Genomic DNA, 21,983 nt, shown 5'->3' with positions numbered 1-21,983 from the left:
CTCTCGCCTCAGTTGAGCAACGCTCCGGCGGCGGGCGCCTCCGGCCCTGACCCGCCGAGTGAAAACGCGTCACGCCCGCCAACAGGTTTGCCATTGATGGTGAGACTGGCGTCGTCGGCGGAAATTTCAAGCGTTTCGCCATCACTGACTTCGCCGGACAGGATCAGCTCTGCGAGCGGGTCCTGCAATTTTTTCTGAATGACCCGCTTGAGCGGACGCGCGCCATAGACCGGATCATAACCACTGTCGCCAAGCCAGTGACGCGCCTTGTCGTCAAGGTCCAGCGTGATCTTGCGGTCAGCCAGCAGTTTTTGCAGACGCGCCACCTGGATGTCGACAATAGTATCCATGTTCACGCGCGACAGGCGATGGAACAGGATGATCTCGTCAAGGCGGTTCAGGAATTCCGGGCGGAATTTCGCCCGCACGGCTTCCATTACTTGCGGGCGCACCGCGTCGCTATCCTGGCCTTCCGGCTGGTTCGCGAGATATTCAGCGCCCAGATTCGACGTCATGATGATCAGCGTGTTCTTGAAGTCGACCGTATGGCCCTGCCCGTCCGTCAGGCGGCCGTCGTCGAGAACCTGCAACAGGACGTTGAAGACATCGGGATGCGCTTTTTCGATCTCGTCGAAAAGCACAACCTGATAGGGGCGCCGGCGCACGCGCTCGGTCAGGACGCCGCCTTCTTCATAACCGACATAGCCCGGAGGCGCGCCGATAAGGCGGGCGACCGAATGTTTCTCCATGAATTCCGACATATCGATACGCGCAATCGCGGTCTCGTCGTCGAACAGGAATTCCGCGAGCGCTTTGGTCAGCTCGGTTTTACCAACGCCAGTCGGCCCAAGGAACAGGAACGAACCCATGGGGCGGTTCGGGTCTTTAAGACCAGCCCTTGCACGGCGCACAGCAGCCGAAACAGCTTCCACCGCTTCGTGCTGACCGACGACGCGCTTGGCCAGCGCTTTGTCCATGGCGAGGAGTTTTTCGCGCTCGCCTTCGAGCATCTTGTCGACGGGCACGCCGGTCCAGCGCGAGACGATGGCGGCGATGTTTTCTTCGTCCACGACTTCATGGACAAGGGATTTCGCCGCCGCTTCATCGGCTTTGGCCTCCGTCGCGGCGAGCTGTTTTTCAAGCGCAGGAATTTCGCCATATTTTAACTCAGAGGCGCGGCCAAGGTCGCCGCGGCGCTCTGCGTCGGCCAGCATCTGGCGCGCCTGGTCGAGCGACTCCTTCACCTTCGTTGACGACGCAAGGCTGTCTTTCTCAGCCCGCCAGCGCGCTGTGATGTCCGCCGATTTCTGTTCAAGCTCGGAAAGCTCCTTGTCGAGCTTTTCAAGCCTATCCTTCGACGCGTTGTCGCTTTCCTTTTTCAAGGCTTCGCGCTCGATCTTCATCTGAATGATGCGGCGATCAAGCTCATCGAGTTCTTCCGGCTTGGAATCGACTTCCATGCGAAGACGTGACGCCGCCTCGTCCACAAGGTCGATGGCCTTGTCGGGCAGAAAACGGTCAGTGATGTAACGGTTCGACAACGTCGCGGCGGCGACGATGGCGCTGTCGGAAATCCGGACGCCGTGATGGAGTTCGTATTTTTCCTTGAGTCCGCGCAGGATAGAGATGGTGTCCTCGACCGTCGGTTCGTCCACGAACACGGCCTGAAAGCGCCGGGCGAGCGCGGCGTCTTTCTCCACATATTTGCGATATTCATCGAGCGTAGTCGCGCCGACGCAGTGAAGCTCACCGCGCGCAAGCGCCGGCTTCAAGAGGTTCGAGGCGTCCATGGCGCCGTCACTTTTCCCGGCGCCCACAAGCGTGTGCATTTCGTCGATGAAAAGGATGATCTTGCCGGCTGCTGCGGTTACTTCGTTCAAGACCGCTTTTAGGCGCTCCTCGAACTCGCCGCGATATTTCGCGCCGGCGATCAGCGCACCCATATCGAGCGCGAGCAATGATTTGTCTTTCAGGCTCTCCGGCACGTCGCCATTGATGATGCGCAGCGCGAGCCCCTCAGCGATGGCGGTCTTGCCGACGCCCGGCTCACCAATGAGCACAGGGTTATTTTTGGTCCGGCGCGACAGCACCTGCATGGTGCGGCGGATCTCCTCGTCACGACCGATGACCGGATCAAGCTTGCCTTCGCGCGCCGCCTCCGTCAGGTCGCGGGCGTAGCGTTTCAACGCGTCATAGGCCTGTTCCGCCGACGCCGTATCCGCCGTGCGCCCTTTTCGAACGTCATTGATCGCCTCGTTGAGTTTCGTCGCCGTGACGCCCGAGTCTTTCAAAATCTTTGCTGTGCCTGCGCTCGCCTCCACCGCCAGCGCCGTGAGGAGCCGTTCCGCGGTGACGAACTTGTCGCCGGCTTTCTTGCCGATTTCCTCGGCGGCGGCGAAGACCTTGGCGGTCGGCGCGGCCATGTAAATCTGGCCGTTGCCGCCTTCGACTTTCGGCAGCTTGCCGAGCGCCTCGTCAGTCAGCTGCAAAGCCTTGTCAGGCTGGCCCCCTGCCGCGCGAATAAGATTTGAGGCAAGCCCTTCCTGATCATCCAGCAGGGCTTTCAGGACATGTTCGGGGGTGAATTGCTGATGGCCGTCGCGCAGGGCGATGGTCTGGGCGGCCTGAATGAGACCGCGGGCGCGGTCAGTGTAGTTTTCAAATTGCATCTCGACCTCGGTTTGAGCGTCAATGGGTTAATAGCGTCCCTGTTGCGGCAACGCCTTGTTCTATCTCAAAATGGGTTACGAACGCTCAAGATCAAGCCGCTGTGGCAAATTTTCAGAGCCCCGCAAGTCAGGCGGCAAGCCATTTTTCGCGGTTCAGGCCGCGAATCAGAAGCCAGAGCATGAGCGAGCCCTCTCCGACCAAGGCCGGCAGAATGACGACATAAAGCCCTGCATTGGGGAGCCCGCCATAATCAAGGGCGAGAATGTCGTTGAAGCCGTCGGCGATGTAGCCCGCGCCGGCAATCATCACCAAAACCCCGATCAGGGACGGCAGGAAGGAAGACCGGATCACGAGATATCCGAGCAGCAGGAGATGCGCGCCGAAAAAGATCAAGGTCAGGGTGAAACCCGTATTGTGGGCGCCAAGAAAATAATACGGCCAGGCGCTGTCATTGATCGCCGCCAGGGCGCTCGACGGATCTGACGCGCCGACAAATTCAAGGACGCTTACAAGGTTCAGAAGAACGCCGATCTGCGCGACCGTGTAGGTCAACCGAAACAACGCTGCGAGGAGCGATAGATTTGGATCGACTTTCTGCAGGATCAGATAAAGCGCCCACGAGATGAACACATCGCAAATGAGAACAACGAAAAACGCAGCAATGGCGAGGCGGAAAAGACTTTCATTCGATGCGATATTGGCGGCGGTCGCGGCCGCATCACCGCTGACGATAAGTTTCGACAGAACGAAAAAATTCGCAAAAATCGCAAGAACGAAAATCAGGAAATAATTGAAGCCGGCGAAACGCGCATAAGCTTGCGGTTCAGAGATTATTGCTGGTTGTCCCATAGTTACCCCGGTCTTGATTTAGGCCGAACCTTCTCCGCCTTTATATTAAGCCCGCCAGCGGGCTCGACGGATCGGCATAGCGTTTTTTAGGCATCCGTCCGGCGAGATAGGCCTCGCGGCCTGCAATAACGGCGTGCTTCATGGCGCTCGCCATCAGGATCGGATCTTTGGCTTCCGCGATCGCGGTATTCATCAACACGCCGTCGCATCCGAGCTCCATCGCAATCGCCGCATCTGAGGCTGTGCCGACGCCGGCGTCAACTATAACGGGCACGGAGGACTGTTCGACAATGAGGCGGATGTTCACCGGGTTCATGATCCCGAGCCCCGAGCCGATCAGCGAGCCCAAAGGCATGATAGCGCAGCACCCCGCGTCTTCGAGCTTGCGCGCATAAACCGGATCGTCGGAACAATAGACCATAACATCGAAGCCTTCCTTGATGAGCAGCTTCGCGGCGCGCAGGGTCTCTTCCATATCCGGGTAAAGGGTTTTCTGGTCGGAGAGGACTTCGAGTTTCACCAGTTCCCAGCCGCCCGCCTCTCTCGCTAATCGCAATGTGCGGATGGCGTCTTCGGCGGTGAAGCAACCAGCGGTGTTCGGCAGGTAAATATATTTCTTCGGGTCGAGATAATCGACGAGAAGCGGCTTGTCCTTGTCAGTGAGGTTCACCCGGCGCACGGCGACCGTCACCATTTCCGCGCCCGCCGCCTCGGCCGCTTTCGCATTCTGCTCATATGTCTCGTATTTGCCGGTGCCTATAATGAGGCGGGAATTCAGCTTCCTGCCGGCGACTTCCAGAATATCCGTCATGCGTATTCCTAAACCCTAACCACCGCCAACAAACTGGACGATCTCGATCTTGTCGCCGTCGCTCAGCGCCGTGTCCTCGAAAAGCGACTTCGGAACGATTTCGAGATTGCGCTCCACGGCGATTTTCCGGGGCTGAAGCTCCAGCGCAGCGAGCAGGCCCGCAACGGTAATCGGGCCTTCAAACCGCCTCTCTTCGCCATTCACGGTAATATCCATGAAAATTCAATCTCTTCCATCTATTGCACGGGGACGGGCCCCGTTTTACTAGGGCCTTTACGCGCGCTTTCGGGCGCCAGATGTATTCAGGCGCGGCTGGCCCCGCAAGGAACATGGGCGGAAAACATGGCTTCGAAGACGATCTATGTCCTCAATGGCCCCAATCTCAACCTTCTGGGGACCAGAGAGCCTGAGATCTATGGCAGGACCACCCTTGCGGATATTGAGGCCGAGGTGACCGCCAAAGCCAAAGAGCTCGGCTTTTCCGTTGAGTTCCGCCAATCCAACACCGAAGGGACCCTCGTCGACTGGGTTCAGGAGGCCGCCGCTAAAGGGGCTGGCCTCATCATCAATCCCGGCGCCTACACCCACACCTCCATCGCCCTGTTCGACGCCCTTTCGGCGGCGGCGCTGCCGAAAATCGAGCTGCATCTGTCCAATATCCACGCCCGGGAGGCGTTTCGGCGGCAATCGGTCACGGCGGCGGCGGTGGACGGCGCCATTATGGGGTTCGGCGCGCCGGGCTATCGCTTGGCGCTCGAAGCCCTTAAAACCCTTATTGAAAGCCGCACGGCCTCCTGACGGTCAAAGCGGCGTGTCGCAGTAAAGAAGCGGGAATTGCATGTCCGACAAGAAAGACCACAAAGATCACGGATCTGAAGCTGCGTGGATTCGCGAGCTTGCCGGGATTCTGGAAGAAACCGGCCTCACGGAAATCGAGATCGAAAAAGACAATACGAGGCTGCGCGTCTCGCGCCAGGGCGGCGTCGCCGCCTTCGCAGCGCCCGCGGCCGCTCCTGTTGCAGCTGCAGCGGCGCCTGTTCCGGCCGCCCCTGCGGCGAGTCATCCGGGCACGGTCAAATCGCCAATGGTGGGAACCGCCTATCTTTCGCCCTCGCCCGGCGCTGACCCCTTTGTGCGCGAAGGAACACAAGTCACGGAAGGCCAGACGCTGATGATCGTTGAGGCCATGAAAACCATGAACCCTATTGCGGCGCCGCGCTCCGGGAAGGTGACAAATATCATGGTTTCCGACGCACAGCCGGTAGAATTCGACGAGCCCCTGCTCATCATCGAATAAACGGAATTGACGGGTAAGACATGTTCAACAAGGTCCTGATCGCCAATCGCGGTGAAATCGCCCTACGCATTCACCGGGCGTGCAAGGAGCTCGGCCTATCCACCGTCGCTGTCCACTCGACAGCAGACGCGGACGCGATGCATGTGCGTCTTGCCGATGAAAGTGTGTGCATCGGCCCGCCCGCGCCCAAGGACAGTTATCTCAACATCCCTGCGATTATTTCCGCCGCGGAAATTACCGGCGCTGACGCCATTCATCCCGGTTACGGATTTCTGTCGGAGAATGCGCGCTTTGCTGAGATTGTGGCGGCGCATAACATCACCTTTATCGGTCCGAACCCGGAGCATATCCGGGTGATGGGCGACAAGATCGCCGCCAAGGACGCGGTCGGCAAGGCGGGGATCCCCCTGGTGCCCGGTTCGGACGGCGAAGTCCGCTCCTATGAAGAAGCAAAGGAAGCCGCAGAAAAAATCGGCTATCCCGTACTGGTCAAAGCAGCCGCCGGCGGCGGCGGGCGCGGCATGAAGGTCGCTAAGACCGCTGCTGATCTTTCTGAAGCCCTTTCAACCGCCAAAGCGGAATCTAAAGCCGCCTTTGGCGACGACGCGGTCTATCTTGAAAAATACCTGCAACTGCCCCGCCATATCGAACTTCAGATCATCGCCGATCATCACGGCAATGTAGTTCAGCTCGGCGAGCGCGACTGTTCCCTGCAGCGCCGCCACCAGAAAGTGCTGGAAGAAGCGCTCTCGCCGGCGCTTACGGATGAAGAGCGCATCAAAATTGGCGACACCGTCAGAAAAGCGATCGAAAAGATCGGATATCTCGGCGTCGGCACGATCGAGTTCTTGTATGAAAATGGCGAGTTCTACTTCATCGAAATGAACACCCGCCTGCAAGTGGAGCATCCGATCACCGAGCAGGTGACCCGCATTGATCTTGTGCGCGAACAAATTCTCGTCGCAGCCGGGAATAAACTGAGCTTCAAACAGGAAGACATCGCCTTCAAAGGCCATGCGATTGAATGCCGCGTGAATGCGGAAAATCCGAAAACCTTCCGGCCTTCTCCCGGCGAGATCAAACAGTTCCACCCCGCCGGCGGCCCCGGCGTACGCTTCGATTCCGCAGTTTATACAGGCTATAAAATTCCGCCTTATTATGACTCCATGATCGGAAAGCTGATCGTCTATGGCGACGACCGCGCCCATTGCATTGCGCGTCTGAAACGCGCGCTTTCCGAAATGGTTTTCGTCGGCGTTGAAACGACCGTGCCGCTATTCATGGACCTTGTTGACGATCCGTCTTTCCAGAAAGGCGACTACCACATCCACTGGCTTGAAGAGTGGCTGGAGAGCCACGACTAATCCAGCGTCCTCTGGAACCGCATCAGCGCGATCCCTGCAAGCACCAACAGAATAAGCACCAGCGGTCCGAGGTCGCTGATGATATCCGGCAGCCCCGCCCCTTTCAGCATGATTTCGCGGACCATGCGCAGAAAATGCGTGTTCGGAATGCCTTCACCGAGGGCGCGCGCCCAGCCGGGCATGGCGCGGAACGGAAACATGAATCCCGACAACAGGATCGACGGCAGGAAGATGAAGAACGTCATCTGCATCGCCTGCATCTGTGTCTTCGCAACAGTGGAGATGAGATATCCGAGCATCAGGTTGGTCAGGATGAAAACGGAGATGACCAGAAGAAACGCCGCCGGATCGCCGGTGAAAGGGATATGAAAAACATATCGCGCGGCCAGGAGAATAATCGAGGTCTGGATCGCCCCGACAATAATATAGGGCGTCGTCTTGCCGATCATGATTTCAAGCGGGCGAACAGGCGTCGACAACAACGCCTCATAGGTGCCGCGTTCGCGTTCGCGGGTAAGTGCTATGGATGTGATCATCGTCATGGTCATCGTCAAAATGACGCCAAGAAGCCCCGGCACAATGTTGAAGGCCGTGACGCCCTCCGGATTATATTGCCGGTGGATGACGACACTATAAGGCGGAGCGCCGCCCCGCAATTTCGCCGGCAGCCGGTCAAGGTCTGGCGCAAAGGCGCGGCGCGCAATCTCCCCGATCGCCCCGACAACGCCGCCCGCGGCCACCGGGTCTGAGGCGTCAGCCGCGATCAGGATTTCCGGTTTCTGGCCGCGCACAAAGTCCGTTTCAAAATTTTCAGGTATAACGATGAGGAAATTCACCTTGCCGGAACGCAAAAGTTCTTCTCCCTCCGCATCGCTGTGAACGAGGTCGATGATTTCTACATAGGTCGATTGTTTAAGGGAGGACAAAAAGCTGCGCGTCAGGGGGCCGTCATCGCGCAACTCAACCGCCGCCGGCAAATGACGGGGATCAGTGTTGATAGCGAAACCGAACAAGGCGAGTTGCATCACCGGCACCATAATCATAATGGCGAATGTCGGCCGGTCCCGGCGCATCTGCACCAGTTCCTTGATAAACACGGCGGCGATGCGGGAGAAAGAAATCACGCCGCGCTCTCCACACTGAAATTGTCATCGCTTTCGGTCATGAGATAGATAAACGCCTCTTCGAGACCCGCCTCTATCTCTGTGATCCGAACGCCGGGCTCGTCCCTTATCCTCGCGACGGCGGCGGCGAGTTTTTCCCGGTCTTTCCCGCAGACATGAATGGAGGCGCCAAAACGCGCGAGAATCTCCACGCCAGGCGCGCCTTTCAACGCCGCCGACAGTTTCTCAAGATCGCCATTATCAATCTTGAAGGCGTGCAGCCCAAGACGCGCCGGTATTTCCGCCGTCGGCGCATCCAGCAATTTCTTGCCATAGGCGATATAGGCGATGCGGTCGCACTGGACGGCTTCATCCATATAATGCGTCGAGACTAGCGTGGTTACGCCTTCGCGCGCATAGGCGCGGATGGTGTCCCAGAAATCGCGCCGCGCCTTTGGGTCGACGCCGGCCGTTGGTTCATCCAGCAACAACAATTGCGGCTCATGGATCATACAGGCCGCCAGCGCCAGGCGTTGCTTCCAGCCGCCCGACAGGCTCCCGGCCAATTGCCGCGCACGTCCCTCAAGCCCGAGCGATGAAATCGCTTCATCAACGCGGCGGCGAATATCATCGAGACCGTAAAGCCGGGAAAAAAACTCCAGGTTTTCGCGAATGCTCAGATCTTCATAGAGCGAGAAGCGCTGGGTCATATAACCCACATTGGATTTGATCTTCACGCTCTCATGGAGAACGTCATATCCAAGACATGTCCCCTCGCCTTCATCAGGCTTTAAAAGGCCGCACACCATACGGATGGTCGTCGTCTTGCCGGAACCGTTCGGACCAAGAAACCCATAGATCGATCCGCGCGGCACCTTGAGATCGAAATGATTGACGACGGTTTTATCGCCGAAACGCTTGGTGAGGCCGCGCACATCAATGACGGGCTCGCCTTTCATGGCGCTTCAACATCAATCGGCAGACCGGTCCTCAATCCTTCTGTATTGAGCGGCCGAGCCTCAATGAGAAACACGAATTTATCGCGTTCATCGAGGCTGTAGATCACCGGCGGCGTGAATTGCGGCTCCGCCGCCACATAGGTGATGCGCGCCTTGAGGCCATCGGCGCAACCATCGCAATGAAAACCAATTTCCTTGCCGGGGGCGAAAGAGGCCAGCATGCGTTCCGGCGCAAAAAAACGCAGCTTCAAATTTCCCGGCGGCAATAGCGCGATCACCGGGTCGCCGGCGCCGGCGATTTCACCGGCGCGGCGGTAGATGCGTTCAATGCTTCCCGCTTGCGGCGCAGCGACCGCAAGGTCATAAAGGCGTTGCGTCGCAAACCCCGCCTGCGCCTGCACCGACTGATAGTCTTCTTCAGCCGCCTCTTTTTCTGCCCGTGCGCGTTCCAGCCGCGCTTCCGCCGCCGTCAATGCTGCGCGGTCTGAATCATAGCGCGCCTTGGCGACATAACCCTGCTTGAAAAGTTCTTCAGTCCGGGCGAAGTCAGCAGCGATGCGATCGAGATTAGCCTGCGCTTCCAGCACCCCTTTAGCGAGGGCGCCCGTATCATCGGCGCGTTTTTCCGCCGCCGACGCAGCGGCTTCCGCCTGCTCTGCCTGATAGAGGATTTTGTCAGCATCCATGCGAAACAAAATGTCCCCCGCCTTAACCCGGTCGCCTTCAACGACGTGAATGTTGCTCACAACACCGGTTTCCTGCGGCGCCAGGTAAAGCGTTTCCGCTTCAACATAACCGCTGAGACGGTCTGGCGTCGCGTCGGAACAACCCGAAAGAAATGCTGCGATACAAAGAAGGGTGATGTTTCTCATGACTGCGCCATCAATCCGTTAAGCAAAATATCCGTGTGCGCCTCAACACGTTGCTCGGCGTCTAGGGGCCCGGGATCGCCAAGGAGAACATGCGTGTAAAAACCATGCAGAAAGATGGGGCCGATAAACATCCGTGCGGCGATTTCGGTGTTGCAGGGCCGGAACACCCCACTCGCGACACCGGCTTCCAGCAAAGCCGATACGGCGGCGAGGCCCTGCTCGACCACATTCTCGCGGTAATAGATGGCGATGTCGGGATAGCGCCCCGCCAGTGACAGGACGAGACGGGGCACGGCGAATTTTCTTTTATCGCTCGCCAGCCCGGTCAAGGCGGCCGCGATCATGTGCAGGGCGCCAACGGGATCATCTAGGCCCGCCTCGGCGACAGCGCGAAGGTTACGGGCGACCGGCGCCACTTCACGCTCGATCAGCCCCCGCAGGATCGCGTCCTTGGCCTCGAAATAGAGATAGACGCCCGCTTTCGACAGATTCGCCGCTTTGGCGATATCTTCGACCCGGGCCGCATCGAAACCGTCCCGCTCGAAAATTTCGAGCGCAGCGTCCAGAATCTCATCCGGCCGGCTTTCGGCGCGGCGACGCCATTTCGGCTTTTGACTGGCGAGCTGGCTCATAAACGGGACTACAACTAACTAACCCGTCAGTCATATATTCTCCGCCCTTAAAAAATCAATAAGCAGGACCAGTCAAACGACAGGTGACGGGCGCCGCCGGGCCAGCTTAGACTGACCCTCATGGCCCGCGATTCAGCCAATTCGATCCCGACCGAGGACCTGTTAAAGGCCTACACGCTTGGCTATTTCCCGATGGCGCGTGCGCGCGAAGACGCTTCTGTCGTCTGGGTTTTGCCCGACGAGCGCGGGATCATTCCGCTGGATGCGCCGCATGTGCCGAAAAAGCTGGCGCGGCTCCTGAAAAAGGAGCCGTTTGAAATCCGCATCAACACGGCGTTTTCAGACGTCATGATGGCCTGCGCCGAAGCGACCAAGGCCCGGCCCGAAACCTGGATCAATGATGCGATTGTCGAAGCCTATTCGGAACTGCACTTTCAAGGCCATGCCCATTCAGTGGAATGCTGGCGCGAGGGCAAGCTTGTCGGCGGTCTTTACGGTGTTGTGCTTGGGGCGGCCTTTTGCGGCGAGAGCATGTTCTCACGCGAGAGCGGGGCGTCAAAAATCGCCATGCTGCATCTGATGGCGCGGCTGAAAATCGGCGGCTTTCATTTTATCGACGCGCAGTTTTTCAACGAGCATCTCGTCCAGTTCGGGCTCATCGCCATGGACGACGCCGATTACCAGATCATTCTCGCAAAAGCGTTGAAGGAGAAAGCGGACTTCTTCGCCGCGCCGGATCAATTATCGGCGGCTTTGGTTTTGCAGTCGATCACCCAGACATCATAGACCGGGTGCTCAAGAGCATTGAGGGCCGGCGTCGACGCAAACATCCAGCCGCGGAAAATATTGACGCCTTCTGCTTGCGGCCCTTCGAGCACCACCGCCGCCGGCGCTTCAAAAGTAGGCGTTTCGCCCACCGCTTCGCCGGGCAGAACCTCAAGGTCCCTCGTCTCGATTTCATCCTCGATCAATTCGGGCGCCTGAATTTTCAAATCGCTCTGGCGGCTTTCGAATTCAGTGTCGAAGATTTCAAGGAACGCCGTTGTTTCCGGAAACTCTTCCGGCGGGCGTTTGTCACAGGTGCGCGGCTGAATTTCGAGCGAGCCGAAATGTGCGATTTCATTCATCTTGATTTCAAGATCAGTGTACCGCGCCGTGATCTTGTTGAGGGCCCGAAGCGTGACGGACACCGGCTCGCGTTCTTCCGTGTTTGCAGCGGCTGCGAAGGGATCATCTTCCGCCTGTGAGAGAAGATCTAGTTCACTTAGAATGTCGTCAACCGGCGCTTCGTCCTGCGCCATGGCAGTTGCGGACAGCATGATCAGCGCCGCAAAAACACAAACGCAACGCATTACATATCTCCCAACGGATCAGCAGGCTTGTCGCTCTCGTCGCTGTCCTTGCCGCCGCCTGACGTGAACGCCTGAACAGCGAGGCTCAACAGGTCGACAGACCCTTGCGTGATGGTGAGCTTTTCACCTTCCACTAACATTTCTTCCGCGGCGCCCGGTTCGATCGCGATATGCGCGCCGCCGAGAATGCCGTCAGAAACAACCTTGGCGACAGAGTCCTGCGGAATGGCGACGCCGCGATCGATTGCAAGCTCCACATTCGCTTCATAGGTCATGAGATCAAGGCTGTTGCCAGCGACCGACCCGACTTTAACGCCGGCGATCCTGACTTCCGATCCTACCGTCACTCCATCAACGCGGCCGAAGACGGCGCCGATCTGATAATGGTCGCGCCCAACACCCTTGCCGCTCACCCCATAAGCATAAGCGAGAAACGCCGCTGCAACGGCGATGACAAGAGCTCCGACAATCGTCTCGAAAAATCCGGCGCGGCTCATAGACCAGCCTCCCCTTGGTTTCGGCGTTAGACGCTTTCCGGCGTCCAGGCCTCATAATCGTCATTCACATCGGCCGGGCCGCCAGTGCGCGAAAGGCTGCCCTTCGGATGATAGGCGAGCGGTGTGCCGGTCATGTTCGGCAAATGATCCTTCTCGAAGGCCCGGCGCGTCAAGGGCGCCACCGTCGGCGCCTCCTCGAAAGTGTGATGCAGCCAGCCATGCCAGTCGGGGGGCACCCGAGAGGCTTCGGCGATGCCATGATAGATGACCCAGCGGCGGCGGCGCTTGCCGTCACTGCCCGGCAGGGTCGGGTCTTTTTCTTCAAAATAGCGGTTTCCCTGCTCATCCGTCCCCACGAGACGGGCGCCTTTGCGCCACAAGGTGAAGGAAGTGCCGAAGGTGGTCGTATTCCACCAGGTAAAAAGCTGCGAAAACATGCAAGGATTCCTGAATCTCTGGGGCCGATACTAACCCCTGGTCGCGGCGCGAATATGGCGCCCGTCGCCGGACCCCGCAAGAGACCCGGAACCAGCCTCTCCAGGGGCGCTTTTCCCTTGAAATTAGGGGAAAATTAGCCGAACCCCCTGACTGAGGCCATGAGCGGACCAGGGATTTGCTGGTGCGGTGGAGCCGGAGCGCTCAGACGACTATATTGTAATCGGGCCAGCCTTGCGGAAACCGGGCGGCCCCGGGACAGGACCAGATGCGCATTGATCGGCGATATACGGAAAGCTCAGGCGCGCCTTATGGCGGCGCCGTATTCCGGCGCGCCGATTCGGAAATTCGCACCCTTTCAGGCGAGATCATCTTCGAGATGCGCGATCTTGAGGTTCCCAAAAGCTGGAGCCAGACCGCGGTCGATATCCTCGCCCAGAAATATTTGAGGAAAGCCGGCGTGCCGGCCCGCACCAGGCGGGTGAAAGAAAAAGGCGTTCCCGATTTTCTACAGCGCTCCATGCCCGACATCGCAGCGCTTGCGAAACTGCCCGCCGACGAACGCTATGGACCGGAGATCTCGGCCAAGCAGGTGTTCGACCGCATGGCCGGCGCCTGGGCCTATTGGGGATGGAAGGGCGGCTATTTCGACGACGAGAACGCCGCGCGGACTTTCATGGATGAAATGCGCGCCATGCTCGCCCTGCAGGTCGCCGCCCCGAACTCCCCGCAATGGTTCAACACCGGCCTGCACTGGGCCTACGGGATCGACGCCGCCGGACAAGGCCATTTCTATGTAGACCACGCCACCGGCGCGCTCACCGAATCCGACAGCGCCTATGAACGCCCGCAGCCGCACGCCTGTTTCATCCAGTCCGTCGATGACAGCCTCGCCGGAGAAGGCGGCGTCATGGATTTGTGGAAACGCGAAGCGCTGCTGTTTAAATATGGCTCCGGCTCCGGCACCAATTTCTCGAACATTCGCGGCGCAGATGAGCCGCTCTCAAGCGGCGGCAAAAGCTCCGGCCTGTTGAGCTTTCTGAAAGTCGGCGATGCGGCGGCGGGGGCGGTTAAATCCGGCGGCACCACGCGGCGCGCCGCAAAAATGATTGTCGTCGACGCCGATCATCCGGACATCGAAGAATTCGTTTCATGGAAGACCCGCGAAGAAGAAAAAGTCGCCGCGCTGGTGACGGGTTCGCGCGTCCACGCCAAACATCTTCCCCGCGTTCTCGACGCTTGCTGGCAAGGCAAAGACGCGGACACCCGTTTCGATCCGAAAGAAAATCCGGCTCTTAAAGCGGCGATCAAAGACGCAAAGAAATCATTCGTTCCCGACGCCTCGATCCGGCGGGTCATCGATTTTGCCCGTCAGGGCTATCGCCAGATCGAAGTCGACACCTACGATCTCGATTGGGATTCGGAAGGCTATCGCACGGTCTCCGGCCAGAACGCCAACAACTCTGTGCGCATCACCGACGACTTCCTGAAAGCCGTCAATGACGATACGTCCTGGTCCCTCACCCGGCGCACCGACGGCGAACCGATGAAGACCATTCGCGCGCGCGCGCTGTGGAGCAATATCTGTTCGGCCGCCTGGACCTGCGCCGATCCGGGCCTACAATTTCACGACACCATCAACGCCTGGCATACATGCCCCGCAGGCGGCGAGATCCGCGCCTCGAACCCGTGTTCGGAATATATGTTCCTCGATGACACGGCCTGTAATCTCGCCTCGCTCAATCTCTTGAAGTTCAAAACGGTGTCCGGATTTGACGCCGATCTTTTCGAACATGCCTGCCGGCTGTGGACGCTGACCCTCGAAATCTCCGTGATGATGGCGCAATACCCGTCGCCGGAAATTGCCCGGCGGTCTTTCGATTATCGGACGCTCGGCCTCGGCTTCGCCAATCTCGGCGGCTTATTGATGTCCTCCGGCCTTGCCTATGACAGCGAGGAAGGGCGTGCCGTCGCCGCAGGCGTATCGGCGCTGATGACCGGCGCCGCCTATCGCGCTTCGGCGGAGATGGCCTCTGTCGCCGGCGCTTTCGCAAAATTCGCCGACAATCGCGATGCGATGCTGCGCGTGATGCGTAATCACCGCCGCGCCTGCGCCGGCACCGCGATCGGCGGCGCGTTTGAAGGTCTCGCGGTCGAGCCCATGCAATTCGACGCTGACGCCTGCCCCTGGGCAGAAGTGACGGAAGCTGCGCGGCGCGTCTGGAACGAGGCTTATGAACTCGGCGCCATTAACGGCTTCCGCAACGCCCAGGTCTCCGTCGTGGCGCCAACCGGCACCATCGGCCTCGTCATGGATTGCGACACAACCGGCATTGAACCGGATTTCGCGCTCGTCAAATTCAAAAAGCTCGCCGGCGGCGGCATGTTGAAGATCGTCAACCGCTCCGTTCCGGCGTCTTTGAAAACGCTTGGTTATACAAACGCCGAAATCGAGGATATCGGTTATTACGCGGCCGGTCGCGGCACACTTGAAGGCGCGCCGGGCGTTGCTTTAGACGATCTGCGCCGCGAAGGGTTCGAGGACCGTCACATCAAAGCGCTGGAAGAGCGCCTCAAAACGACGTTCGACCTTACCTATGCGTTCACGCCCCAGGCGCTCGGCGAAGATTTCTGCGTACATGTTCTCGGGATGCATGAGAGCGAGCTGGCGCTTACCGGTTATGAAGTGCTGCAATATCTCGGCTTTTCCGACGAAGAAATTCATCAGGCCAATCTTTTCTGTTGCGGGGCGATGACCGTCGAAGGCGCGCCGCATTTGAAGGAAGAGCACTATCCTGTTTTCGATTGCGCCAATCCATGCGGGCGCATCGGGACGCGCGCCCTTTCCGTCGAGGCGCATCTGAAAATGATGGCCGCCTCGCAGCCCTTTATTTCCGGCGCGATTTCGAAGACCGTGAACCTTCCGAATTTCGCCACCATCGGCGACTGCGCCAAGGCCTATATGCTCGCCTGGCGCATGGGCCTGAAATCGATCGCCCTCTACCGCGATGGCTCAAAACTGTCGCAACCGCTCGCCGCAGCATTGCTCGCGTCTGACACACAGGAAGAAGACGAAGAGCTTCAGGAAGAAATCGCGGCGGCGCCGGCGGCTGAAAAATCAAAAATTGTCGCCGAGCGCATTGTCGAACGCATTATTGAACGCACACCTGGAAGGCGACGCCTGCCCGACCGGCGCAAGGGTTATATCCAGAAAGCTATTGTCGGCGGTCACAAGGTTTATCTTCATACCGGCGAATTCGACGACGGAGAAATCGGCGAAGTCTTCATCGACATGCACAAGGAAGGCGCCGCCTTCCGCTCACTCATGAACAATTTCGCAATCGCCGTTTCCCTCGGCCTGCAATATGGCGTGCCGCTCGAGGAATTCGTCGACGCCTATGTGTTCACGCGCTTCGAACCGGCTGGCCCCGTGCAGGGCAATGACCAGATCAAGAACGCCACATCGATCCTCGACTATATTTTCCGCGAGCTCGCGATCTCTTATCTCGGCCGGGCCGACCTCGCCCATGTCCATCCCGATGAATCCGCCGTCGACGCCATTGGGCGCGGCGTCAGCGAAGAGAAAACCCAGGCCGACGCAACCAAGCTTATTTCCAAGGGCTTTTCGCGCTCTACCGTCACCGACAATCTCGTGATCTTGCGGGGCGGCGATTTCGACCGGCTCCGGCATTCGGCCAAAGAGGCCCATGGCGCCGACGAAGATGAAGAAGATATCAATGTTGAAATCGAAGACATTGAAGAACCCATGCGCGCCGAAAGCCCGCCTGAGATAGAAGCGCAGATCGCCAAGCTCGCTGACGCTGTAAACCAGAAGGCGCCGCGCGGGGTTCTGGCGACGCCGGGCAATCCGCGCAGTGAAGCCCGCATCAAGGGCTATGAAGGCGACGCCTGCTCGGAATGCGGACAATTCACGCTTGTCCGGAACGGCGCCTGCCTGAAATGCGACAGCTGCGGCGCGTCCACAGGCTGCTCTTAACAAGAGCTTAACAGCCCCATCCCTGTGACAATTCGAATTTTATCCTTAATCGGACGTTGACCCCGCCTGTCTTATTTTGTGAGGGAGGAAGAACCCGGGAGACCCGCGATGAAGTTAATCGCGTTTATAATGATTTTGATGATCGTCTTGATGTCCGTGATTACGACAATCACGCCGGGTTCGACTAATTACAACAAACGCAATCCTGTCGCCGAGATTGGCAAGGAGATCGCCAAACCCCTTACGCAAGTGGAACAGATCGGTCCGGAGCTTGAAAAAGTGCTCGACGGGGCCGGCGTCAAGCTGCCGTCGCTTTCAGGCCCCAAGCCAGTGAAAGAAGACCTGAAACATGTCGCGCAGGATTTCACCGGCGAGGTTTTTTCCAACAAGGACTTTCCGCGGTCGAATTTTGCGAGCTCGTTTCTCAATAATGCCCAGTTCAACGAAACGCTGCTTGACGGGACCAGCCTCGAAGGCGCCACAGGCGATGCGGTGAACTTCAAAGGCGCGCGGATGGCGAAGTCCAATCTCAACGCCGCCATGTTTATCAATAGCGATTTTTCCGGCGCCGAATTGCGAGAAGCCAAGGCGCGCGCAGGCGACTTCACCGGCTCCAAATTCGTTGACAGCGAGCTTTCCTTTTCAACATTTGCCGGCGCCAATCTTTCCGGAACAGATTTCCGCGCTGCTTACGCAGCCGGCGCCTCTTTCATCAGCGCCAACGCAGCGGGCGCAAAGTTCGACGGCGCCGATCTCACCGGCGTGCGCTTCATAAACGCCAAGCTTGGCAAAGCAAGCTTCACCGGCGCTGATGTCAAAGCTGCGGATTTTTCCGGCGCGCTGATCCAGGGCGCCGATCTTTCCGGCGCCGTCAATCTGACGACGGAACAGCTCGCAAAAGCCTGCGCCTCGCCGGAAACCAAGCTGCCGGAAGGCGTCACCGCCCCGCGGTGCTAAAAAACACTATTCAATTCAGACTAAGACCGGTCTTGATCGTCATCATCCTTGCGTAAGGATGAGGTCGGGTCGAGCGCGTCAAGAACCGCGAGCGCAGTGGCGCTGTACCCTGCGGACGGCGCCGTTTTCACCGGCGATGTAAAGGCGTCGACGATCTGATGCATGTAACTTCGCACAGGCGAGAAATTGCGCGCGGATTGTTGTTGCGCCGTAGCGGGCGCGCCTGCGGTTTCACTGGCGGCGGCGCCCATGGAGGTCGCAATCGAGGCGACAACCTCACCCACGCTTTTCGCGCGCGCGCCGTCATAAAAGACATTCCGGTTGGCGGCGGCCGCTTGCGGCAACAGATCGGCGGCTTTCACCGCAGAGGCGGATGACAAAAGCTTCACTGCGCCGGCGGGACCGAGGAAATGCGCCGTATAAAGGTCGGCGCTGGTCGCAGCCCGGCCGAGCCGGCCTTCAAGCATGGTTTTGTTTTCATTCGCGAGTTCGCCCGCCATGGCGGAAGCGGCCTCAGCATTGAAACGCAAATTCAAAATCTTTTCGCGCGCAGCGCTGTCTGACACCTGGTAGCGTCCACTGGCGTCTTGCGTGATGGCGTTCGCCGCGGCGCCAAGCCCATGTTCGCCGCCGTATTTTTTGACGGTCGAAAACCAGGTCTGCTCGATAAACTGGAACAGCCCGGCGGCGCTTGATGTCTTCGCCTGCGCATTGGGATTATAGCCGCTTTCACGCGCGGCCATTTTCATCAGGAAATCAAAACCGGCGCCGGTGGACGCGCTGGCGCGTTTCACCGCGCCTTGCACAGACGCAGCCCCGGTGGTCGCAGCAGCGGCGATCTCGGCAGTCATAGTCATCCCTCTGGCGGCGTTTACAGCCCAGCCCGCGTAATTTGGCGAGCAATCGTCAACAAAGCGCTAACCATCCCGTCCCGAACTGAAACGGGAGATTGAGAAAGGCGCGAGATCGAAAGCCGGCGTTTCCCCGAGGATCAGCGCCGCCATGGCTTCCGCCGCCGCTGGGGCGTGGAGAACTCCGTTTCGATAATGGCCAAGGGCGAGATAACGCCCGTTTTTATCTTGGCCCATGATCGGGGCACCGTCGGGCGTGCCGGGCCGCAACCCCGCCCAACGCTCCAGCTCTGCGGCCATCCCTAGCGCCGGGACGGCGCGAGCCGCATTGGCCCGAAGACCTGCGACCGCCGCCGGAGAAACCGAATGATGATCGAACGGGCCAATCTCTTCTGTCGCGCCAATCACCAGCCTGCCCTCCGCCTTGGGACAGAGATAAGCCCCCGGCGCGCGCAAGACACGGGTGATGACGCTCTCGCTCGCAATCGCTGTCGCCTCACCCTTCACCGGATAGACGAGCCCCCTTGATGTCAGACCGCCAACGGCGCCCGTTGCGAGCACTTTTCTGTTCGCTTCGTAGATATCGCCTTCCGCAGTCACAAATTGCCGGATCGTTTCACCATCGCCGAGCGAGAGCACCCGCCCCTGAATTATTTCCACGCCACGCCGATTAAGCGATACCTTCAGCGCCGCCATCACCCGGCGCGGATCGACTTGTGTGTCTTTTGGCGCATGGAGCGCGGCGGCGATATCAGCCGAAAGCGCTGGCTCCAGTTCCCGCGCCTCATCGCCCGAAATCATTTCAACGTCGCCGCCCAGCCTCTTGACCTGCGCCGCCTGCTCGGCGAGCGCCGCCGTCTGCTCGTCGCGATAGGAAAGACCCAGGGCGCCGTCGCTGCGATAATCGACAAAAACGCCCGTCTCTTGTTCCAGCGCCGCTGCGTAGTCAGCCCACATGGCGAGGCTGCGTGCGCCGAGATGATAAACCGCTTCTGCAGGGCCGCCGAACTCTTCGCCATATTCAAAGGACGGGGCAAGCATCCCGGCGGCGGCCCGCGTCGCCTGGGGGACATCGGCGCCGGCGTCAAAGACAGCGAGTTTGGCGCCTCGGTCGCAAAGCGCGCGGGCGAGGGTCAGGCCGATCACGCCACCGCCAATAATCGCAATGTCAAAACCCTTGGCTGTCATCTTGTCCTTGTGGGCGCTGCGCGTCCGGTTGTCATCCCGCGCTTGTGCGCTATTTCTTCGCGGGCGGCTCCATCCCTTCGGGAAGCGGAAAAGCAATAAGCCGCGTCTTTTCCCGTGAGCCGGCGGAAGATCCGAAGAAATAATTGACGACCGCCGCCGTCATGGTGGCGAGCGCGCCGAGCATGATCGAAAATTCAGTTTCGGCGCCCGCCGGTAATTTTTTCGCAACCATAATGCCAAGCACGGCGAAGAACCCGAGAATGACAACGGCGCCCAACACCGAAGGTGTCCAATCGTTCATCTTGATCTGGCGTTCGCGCGCGCTTGACCGATCCGCCGCCGCAATGCGCAATTCCTCTAAGCCCGCTTGGCGCAAGGCGATCTGAAAATCCTGTTCGGCTTTTTTGATCGCCAATATCTGTTCAGGCGTCGCGGTTACAAGCGCTTCGGCGAGCGCGTCTTCGTCAACGGCGCCGTCCCCGAAAATGGCGCGCGACAATTGTTCAACAGCCGCGCCCGCAAGCGGACCGCCCAGTGCGCGGGCAAGCCCCGGCGCCGCGCGCGCAATCGCACGTTTGATCTTTCCTCTCGGTTTCGATGTTTTGTTCTCGTCTGACGGCTTGTCCATTTGCGCCTCTTTGAAAATTAAATTCGCGCAAAGTCTAAGGCCGAAAAAAAACCCGTGAAAAATTATCCACCACCAAAGTTTTCGTGGTACACTGGAGCAGCACCGGCTACCCCCCTGTTACGCATTCGAGAATGCATTCCCGTTTAAGGCGAAAAATCCGCCGTATGCGGTCTATTCTTGCGAAAAATTCAATTTGCAATTGTTCCCGGATCAATTCATCTTCTCGGCAAATGATTCGGCGCCCGTGCAAAGCCCCATAACAGCGCTGAATCGCAACGGCGGTCAAAAAAATCCCTATGGCGTTCGCAGGTGCGGCGGCTCTCCTTGCCGCTTTATTTTTGATTCTTGGAAAGTCCCGAGGCGCAGTGCTGAAGGCGGTGGATGCGGGCGCGCGGGCGCCGGCCCTCCTTCTAGCGGTTGGCGCCGCTGGCTCTCTCCTCTGGCGCTTTTCCGGCGGCCCCTTCGCGCCGTCCGAATGGACCGCCGCCGGGGCGGACGCTCTGCTCGCGGCGCTCGCCTTCGCCGCCGCCGCCCAATTCCGGATCACCCGGCTCGCCAGCGTCTGCCCGGCCTCCTTCCGGCTGACCATTGGCGGCGCCCCCCTGTTCCTGATCGTCTGCGGATTGGCGGCATTCATTCTGGCGCCGCAGCTCTCCTTCAGCGCCGCTTTCCTGCTGGCGGGCGCGCTGACCCTCAACGGCGCGGCCTTCGACCGCCGGGCCGTGACCGGGGCGCCGGCGCCTCAGACCATCAAGGCCGCCGTCCGGCTTGAGAGCGCGGCGATCCTTGCGCTCGGCCTCCCCGTCGCTGTCATGCTCGAAGCCGTCGCCACCGCCGCGCCTCAAGGCATGCCCATTGCGACGCCTTTGTTCGAAGCCTCACGCAGTTTCCTGATTGCTTTTGCGCTGGGCGGCGCCTCAGGCCTTGCCGCAGCTTTTTATGGCAACAAGCTGAAAATAAAGAAAAAAGCCGCCGAACTTGCGATCCTGTCCGGCGTTGTTTCCTTCCTCATCGCGCCGCTGATCGGCGGGCACCCGGTGCTGGCCGCCGCCGCCGCCGGTCTCCTCTGGGGGGAACAGACGACAGCGCTTTCCGTCACAAGGGTCCGCCTTCGGCGCATGGCCGAGCGGGTCGTGGCGCCGCTGGCCTATATCGCTTTCGGCGTAGCGCTCGCGCCCCGGGTGTTTCAGGCGGACCTCCTGACTATCCTCTTCGCCGCCGCCGCCGTGACCATCATGCGGGCCGGCCCCCGCCTCGCCGCGCTGAAGAAAACCAGCCTCCCGCGCGAGAGCCAGATGTTCCTCGCCTGGTTCGGCGGCGCGCCCGGCGCAGCCTCGGCCCTGTTCCTGATTTCCCTGTTCGACGCCCCGTCGATCATGGCGCAGGACGCAATCCTGACCGTCGGCGCCGTCGCCGTCACTTTCGGCGTCTTCGCCGCGCGCCTGACCTCGCGCCCGCTCGTGAAGCTATTCCTGAAACAGTCGGCGCTGGCGAAAAGGCGGGCGAGGTTCGCGGACTAAG

Annotated in this window: 21 protein-coding genes; 7 read left to right on the top strand and 14 right to left on the bottom strand. The window is 59.5% G+C overall.

What is annotated here, in order from left to right; all coding sequences use genetic code 11:
* Window positions 1–8: 8 nt before the first annotated feature.
* The 4 genes from clpB to thiS all read right to left on the bottom strand — a co-directional run bounded on the left by clpB (window position 9) and on the right by thiS (window position 4,546).
* Window positions 9–2,669: an ATP-dependent chaperone ClpB gene (gene clpB, locus ACFOOP_RS09165; RefSeq protein ID WP_379880615.1), complete on the bottom strand. Its 2,661-nt coding sequence runs from the start codon at window positions 2,667–2,669 to the stop codon at window positions 9–11.
* 127 nt (window positions 2,670–2,796) lie between these two features.
* Window positions 2,797–3,519, bottom strand: coding sequence for a DUF4386 domain-containing protein (locus tag ACFOOP_RS09160; RefSeq protein WP_379880614.1), 723 nt, complete (start codon window positions 3,517–3,519; stop codon window positions 2,797–2,799).
* A gap of 40 nt (window positions 3,520–3,559) precedes the next feature.
* Window positions 3,560–4,330, bottom strand: coding sequence for a thiazole synthase (locus tag ACFOOP_RS09155; protein WP_379880613.1), 771 nt, complete (start codon window positions 4,328–4,330; stop codon window positions 3,560–3,562).
* A 15-nt stretch (window positions 4,331–4,345) separates the two neighbouring features.
* Window positions 4,346–4,546, bottom strand: coding sequence for a sulfur carrier protein ThiS (gene thiS, locus ACFOOP_RS09150; RefSeq protein ID WP_379880612.1), 201 nt, complete (start codon window positions 4,544–4,546; stop codon window positions 4,346–4,348).
* 126 nt (window positions 4,547–4,672) lie between these two features.
* Between thiS and aroQ the strand changes: the two genes are divergently transcribed.
* From aroQ to accC, 3 genes are read left to right on the top strand one after another with little or no spacing between them, the layout of a single operon-like run.
* A complete protein-coding gene (gene aroQ / locus ACFOOP_RS09145) occupies window positions 4,673–5,128 on the top strand; it encodes a type II 3-dehydroquinate dehydratase (protein WP_379880611.1) in 456 nt (151 codons plus the stop codon).
* Window positions 5,129–5,168: 40 nt separating this feature from the next.
* Window positions 5,169–5,627, top strand: a complete 459-nt coding sequence (gene accB, locus ACFOOP_RS09140) for an acetyl-CoA carboxylase biotin carboxyl carrier protein (protein ID WP_379880610.1) — start codon at window positions 5,169–5,171, stop codon at window positions 5,625–5,627.
* A gap of 20 nt (window positions 5,628–5,647) precedes the next feature.
* Window positions 5,648–6,991, top strand: a complete 1,344-nt coding sequence (gene accC / locus ACFOOP_RS09135; RefSeq protein ID WP_379880609.1) for an acetyl-CoA carboxylase biotin carboxylase subunit — start codon at window positions 5,648–5,650, stop codon at window positions 6,989–6,991.
* On the opposite strand, the gene ACFOOP_RS09130 is transcribed toward accC, so the two are convergent.
* Genes ACFOOP_RS09130 through ACFOOP_RS09115 form a run of 4 tightly spaced genes read right to left on the bottom strand, consistent with a single transcriptional unit; the run spans window position 6,988 to window position 10,557 of the window.
* Entirely contained in the window at window positions 6,988–8,115 is a 1,128-nt protein-coding gene (locus ACFOOP_RS09130; protein ID WP_379880608.1) for an ABC transporter permease, read from the bottom strand. The genes accC and ACFOOP_RS09130 overlap by 4 nt on opposite strands.
* Complete coding sequence (locus tag ACFOOP_RS09125; RefSeq protein ID WP_379880607.1) at window positions 8,112–9,053, bottom strand: ATP-binding cassette domain-containing protein; 942 nt, start codon at window positions 9,051–9,053, stop codon at window positions 8,112–8,114. The genes ACFOOP_RS09130 and ACFOOP_RS09125 overlap by 4 nt, the downstream gene beginning before the upstream one ends.
* The gene (locus ACFOOP_RS09120) at window positions 9,050–9,925 is read right to left on the bottom strand and encodes an HlyD family secretion protein (RefSeq protein WP_379880606.1); all 876 of its coding nucleotides are present in this window, start codon (window positions 9,923–9,925) and stop codon (window positions 9,050–9,052) included. Before ACFOOP_RS09120 ends, ACFOOP_RS09125 begins: the two co-directional genes overlap by 4 nt.
* Complete coding sequence (locus tag ACFOOP_RS09115) at window positions 9,922–10,557, bottom strand: TetR/AcrR family transcriptional regulator (RefSeq protein ID WP_379880605.1); 636 nt, start codon at window positions 10,555–10,557, stop codon at window positions 9,922–9,924. Before ACFOOP_RS09115 ends, ACFOOP_RS09120 begins: the two co-directional genes overlap by 4 nt.
* Window positions 10,558–10,677: 120 nt before the next feature.
* Between ACFOOP_RS09115 and aat the strand changes: the two genes are divergently transcribed.
* Window positions 10,678–11,343, top strand: coding sequence for a leucyl/phenylalanyl-tRNA--protein transferase (aat, locus tag ACFOOP_RS09110; protein WP_379880604.1), 666 nt, complete (start codon window positions 10,678–10,680; stop codon window positions 11,341–11,343).
* Here the strand turns inward: aat and ACFOOP_RS09105 are convergent.
* The 3 genes from ACFOOP_RS09105 to ACFOOP_RS09095 are packed head-to-tail and all read right to left on the bottom strand — an operon-like array spanning window position 11,295 to window position 12,843.
* A complete protein-coding gene (locus ACFOOP_RS09105) occupies window positions 11,295–11,876 on the bottom strand; it encodes a DUF2155 domain-containing protein (protein WP_379880603.1) in 582 nt (193 codons plus the stop codon). The genes aat and ACFOOP_RS09105 overlap by 49 nt on opposite strands.
* Window positions 11,877–11,908: 32 nt before the next feature.
* On the bottom strand, window positions 11,909–12,406 hold the full coding sequence (locus ACFOOP_RS09100) for an MlaD family protein (RefSeq protein ID WP_379880602.1): 498 nt from the start codon (window positions 12,404–12,406) through the stop codon (window positions 11,909–11,911).
* Between the two features lie 26 nt (window positions 12,407–12,432).
* The gene (locus ACFOOP_RS09095; protein ID WP_379880601.1) at window positions 12,433–12,843 is read right to left on the bottom strand and encodes an NADH:ubiquinone oxidoreductase subunit NDUFA12; all 411 of its coding nucleotides are present in this window, start codon (window positions 12,841–12,843) and stop codon (window positions 12,433–12,435) included.
* Window positions 12,844–13,109: 266 nt separating this feature from the next.
* Here ACFOOP_RS09095 and ACFOOP_RS09090 point away from each other — a divergent pair, with 266 nt between their 5' ends.
* On the top strand, window positions 13,110–16,838 hold the full coding sequence (locus ACFOOP_RS09090; protein WP_379880600.1) for a vitamin B12-dependent ribonucleotide reductase: 3,729 nt from the start codon (window positions 13,110–13,112) through the stop codon (window positions 16,836–16,838).
* A 108-nt stretch (window positions 16,839–16,946) separates the two neighbouring features.
* Window positions 16,947–17,795 carry a pentapeptide repeat-containing protein gene (locus ACFOOP_RS09085; protein WP_379880599.1) on the top strand — a complete coding sequence of 283 codons (849 nt, stop codon included), beginning with the start codon at window positions 16,947–16,949 and terminating at the stop codon, window positions 17,793–17,795.
* A gap of 20 nt (window positions 17,796–17,815) precedes the next feature.
* Here ACFOOP_RS09085 and ACFOOP_RS09080 read toward each other — a convergent pair whose 3' ends face one another.
* From ACFOOP_RS09080 to ACFOOP_RS09070, 3 genes are all read right to left on the bottom strand, one after another.
* On the bottom strand, window positions 17,816–18,646 hold the full coding sequence (locus tag ACFOOP_RS09080) for a lytic transglycosylase domain-containing protein (protein WP_379880598.1): 831 nt from the start codon (window positions 18,644–18,646) through the stop codon (window positions 17,816–17,818).
* 66 nt (window positions 18,647–18,712) lie between these two features.
* Complete coding sequence (gene thiO, locus ACFOOP_RS09075; RefSeq protein WP_379880597.1) at window positions 18,713–19,834, bottom strand: glycine oxidase ThiO; 1,122 nt, start codon at window positions 19,832–19,834, stop codon at window positions 18,713–18,715.
* Window positions 19,835–19,883: 49 nt separating this feature from the next.
* A complete protein-coding gene (locus tag ACFOOP_RS09070; protein ID WP_379880596.1) occupies window positions 19,884–20,462 on the bottom strand; it encodes a hypothetical protein in 579 nt (192 codons plus the stop codon).
* Window positions 20,463–20,758: 296 nt separating this feature from the next.
* On the opposite strand from ACFOOP_RS09070, the gene ACFOOP_RS09065 reads away from it, so the two are divergent.
* Window positions 20,759–21,982: a cation:proton antiporter domain-containing protein gene (locus tag ACFOOP_RS09065; RefSeq protein ID WP_379880595.1), complete on the top strand. Its 1,224-nt coding sequence runs from the start codon at window positions 20,759–20,761 to the stop codon at window positions 21,980–21,982.
* The last annotated feature ends 1 nt before the right edge of the window (window position 21,983 follow it).

The sequence above is a fragment of the Hyphococcus aureus genome, from assembly GCF_042643165.1.
GTDB lineage: Bacteria > Pseudomonadota > Alphaproteobacteria > Caulobacterales > Parvularculaceae > Hyphococcus > Hyphococcus aureus.
Note: the sequence above shows the minus strand (reverse complement) of the source record. Positions and strands in the feature narration are given on the sequence as shown.

Coding starts and splice junctions, on each gene's coding strand:
- clpB (WP_379880615.1), bottom strand. CDS start 2,669: ATGCAATTTGAAAACTACACTGACCGCGCCCGCGGTCTCATTCAGGCC.
- ACFOOP_RS09160 (WP_379880614.1), bottom strand. CDS start 3,519: ATGGGACAACCAGCAATAATCTCTGAACCGCAAGCTTATGCGCGTTTC.
- ACFOOP_RS09155 (WP_379880613.1), bottom strand. CDS start 4,330: ATGACGGATATTCTGGAAGTCGCCGGCAGGAAGCTGAATTCCCGCCTC.
- thiS (WP_379880612.1), bottom strand. CDS start 4,546: ATGGATATTACCGTGAATGGCGAAGAGAGGCGGTTTGAAGGCCCGATT.
- aroQ (WP_379880611.1), top strand. CDS start 4,673: ATGGCTTCGAAGACGATCTATGTCCTCAATGGCCCCAATCTCAACCTT.
- accB (WP_379880610.1), top strand. CDS start 5,169: ATGTCCGACAAGAAAGACCACAAAGATCACGGATCTGAAGCTGCGTGG.
- accC (WP_379880609.1), top strand. CDS start 5,648: ATGTTCAACAAGGTCCTGATCGCCAATCGCGGTGAAATCGCCCTACGC.
- ACFOOP_RS09125 (WP_379880607.1), bottom strand. CDS start 9,053: ATGAAAGGCGAGCCCGTCATTGATGTGCGCGGCCTCACCAAGCGTTTC.
- ACFOOP_RS09120 (WP_379880606.1), bottom strand. CDS start 9,925: ATGAGAAACATCACCCTTCTTTGTATCGCAGCATTTCTTTCGGGTTGT.
- ACFOOP_RS09115 (WP_379880605.1), bottom strand. CDS start 10,557: ATGAGCCAGCTCGCCAGTCAAAAGCCGAAATGGCGTCGCCGCGCCGAA.
- aat (WP_379880604.1), top strand. CDS start 10,678: ATGGCCCGCGATTCAGCCAATTCGATCCCGACCGAGGACCTGTTAAAG.
- ACFOOP_RS09105 (WP_379880603.1), bottom strand. CDS start 11,876: ATGCTGTCCGCAACTGCCATGGCGCAGGACGAAGCGCCGGTTGACGAC.
- ACFOOP_RS09100 (WP_379880602.1), bottom strand. CDS start 12,406: ATGAGCCGCGCCGGATTTTTCGAGACGATTGTCGGAGCTCTTGTCATC.
- ACFOOP_RS09095 (WP_379880601.1), bottom strand. CDS start 12,843: ATGTTTTCGCAGCTTTTTACCTGGTGGAATACGACCACCTTCGGCACT.
- ACFOOP_RS09090 (WP_379880600.1), top strand. CDS start 13,110: ATGCGCATTGATCGGCGATATACGGAAAGCTCAGGCGCGCCTTATGGC.
- ACFOOP_RS09085 (WP_379880599.1), top strand. CDS start 16,947: ATGAAGTTAATCGCGTTTATAATGATTTTGATGATCGTCTTGATGTCC.
- ACFOOP_RS09080 (WP_379880598.1), bottom strand. CDS start 18,646: ATGACTGCCGAGATCGCCGCTGCTGCGACCACCGGGGCTGCGTCTGTG.
- thiO (WP_379880597.1), bottom strand. CDS start 19,834: ATGACAGCCAAGGGTTTTGACATTGCGATTATTGGCGGTGGCGTGATC.
- ACFOOP_RS09070 (WP_379880596.1), bottom strand. CDS start 20,462: ATGGACAAGCCGTCAGACGAGAACAAAACATCGAAACCGAGAGGAAAG.
- ACFOOP_RS09065 (WP_379880595.1), top strand. CDS start 20,759: ATGGCGTTCGCAGGTGCGGCGGCTCTCCTTGCCGCTTTATTTTTGATT.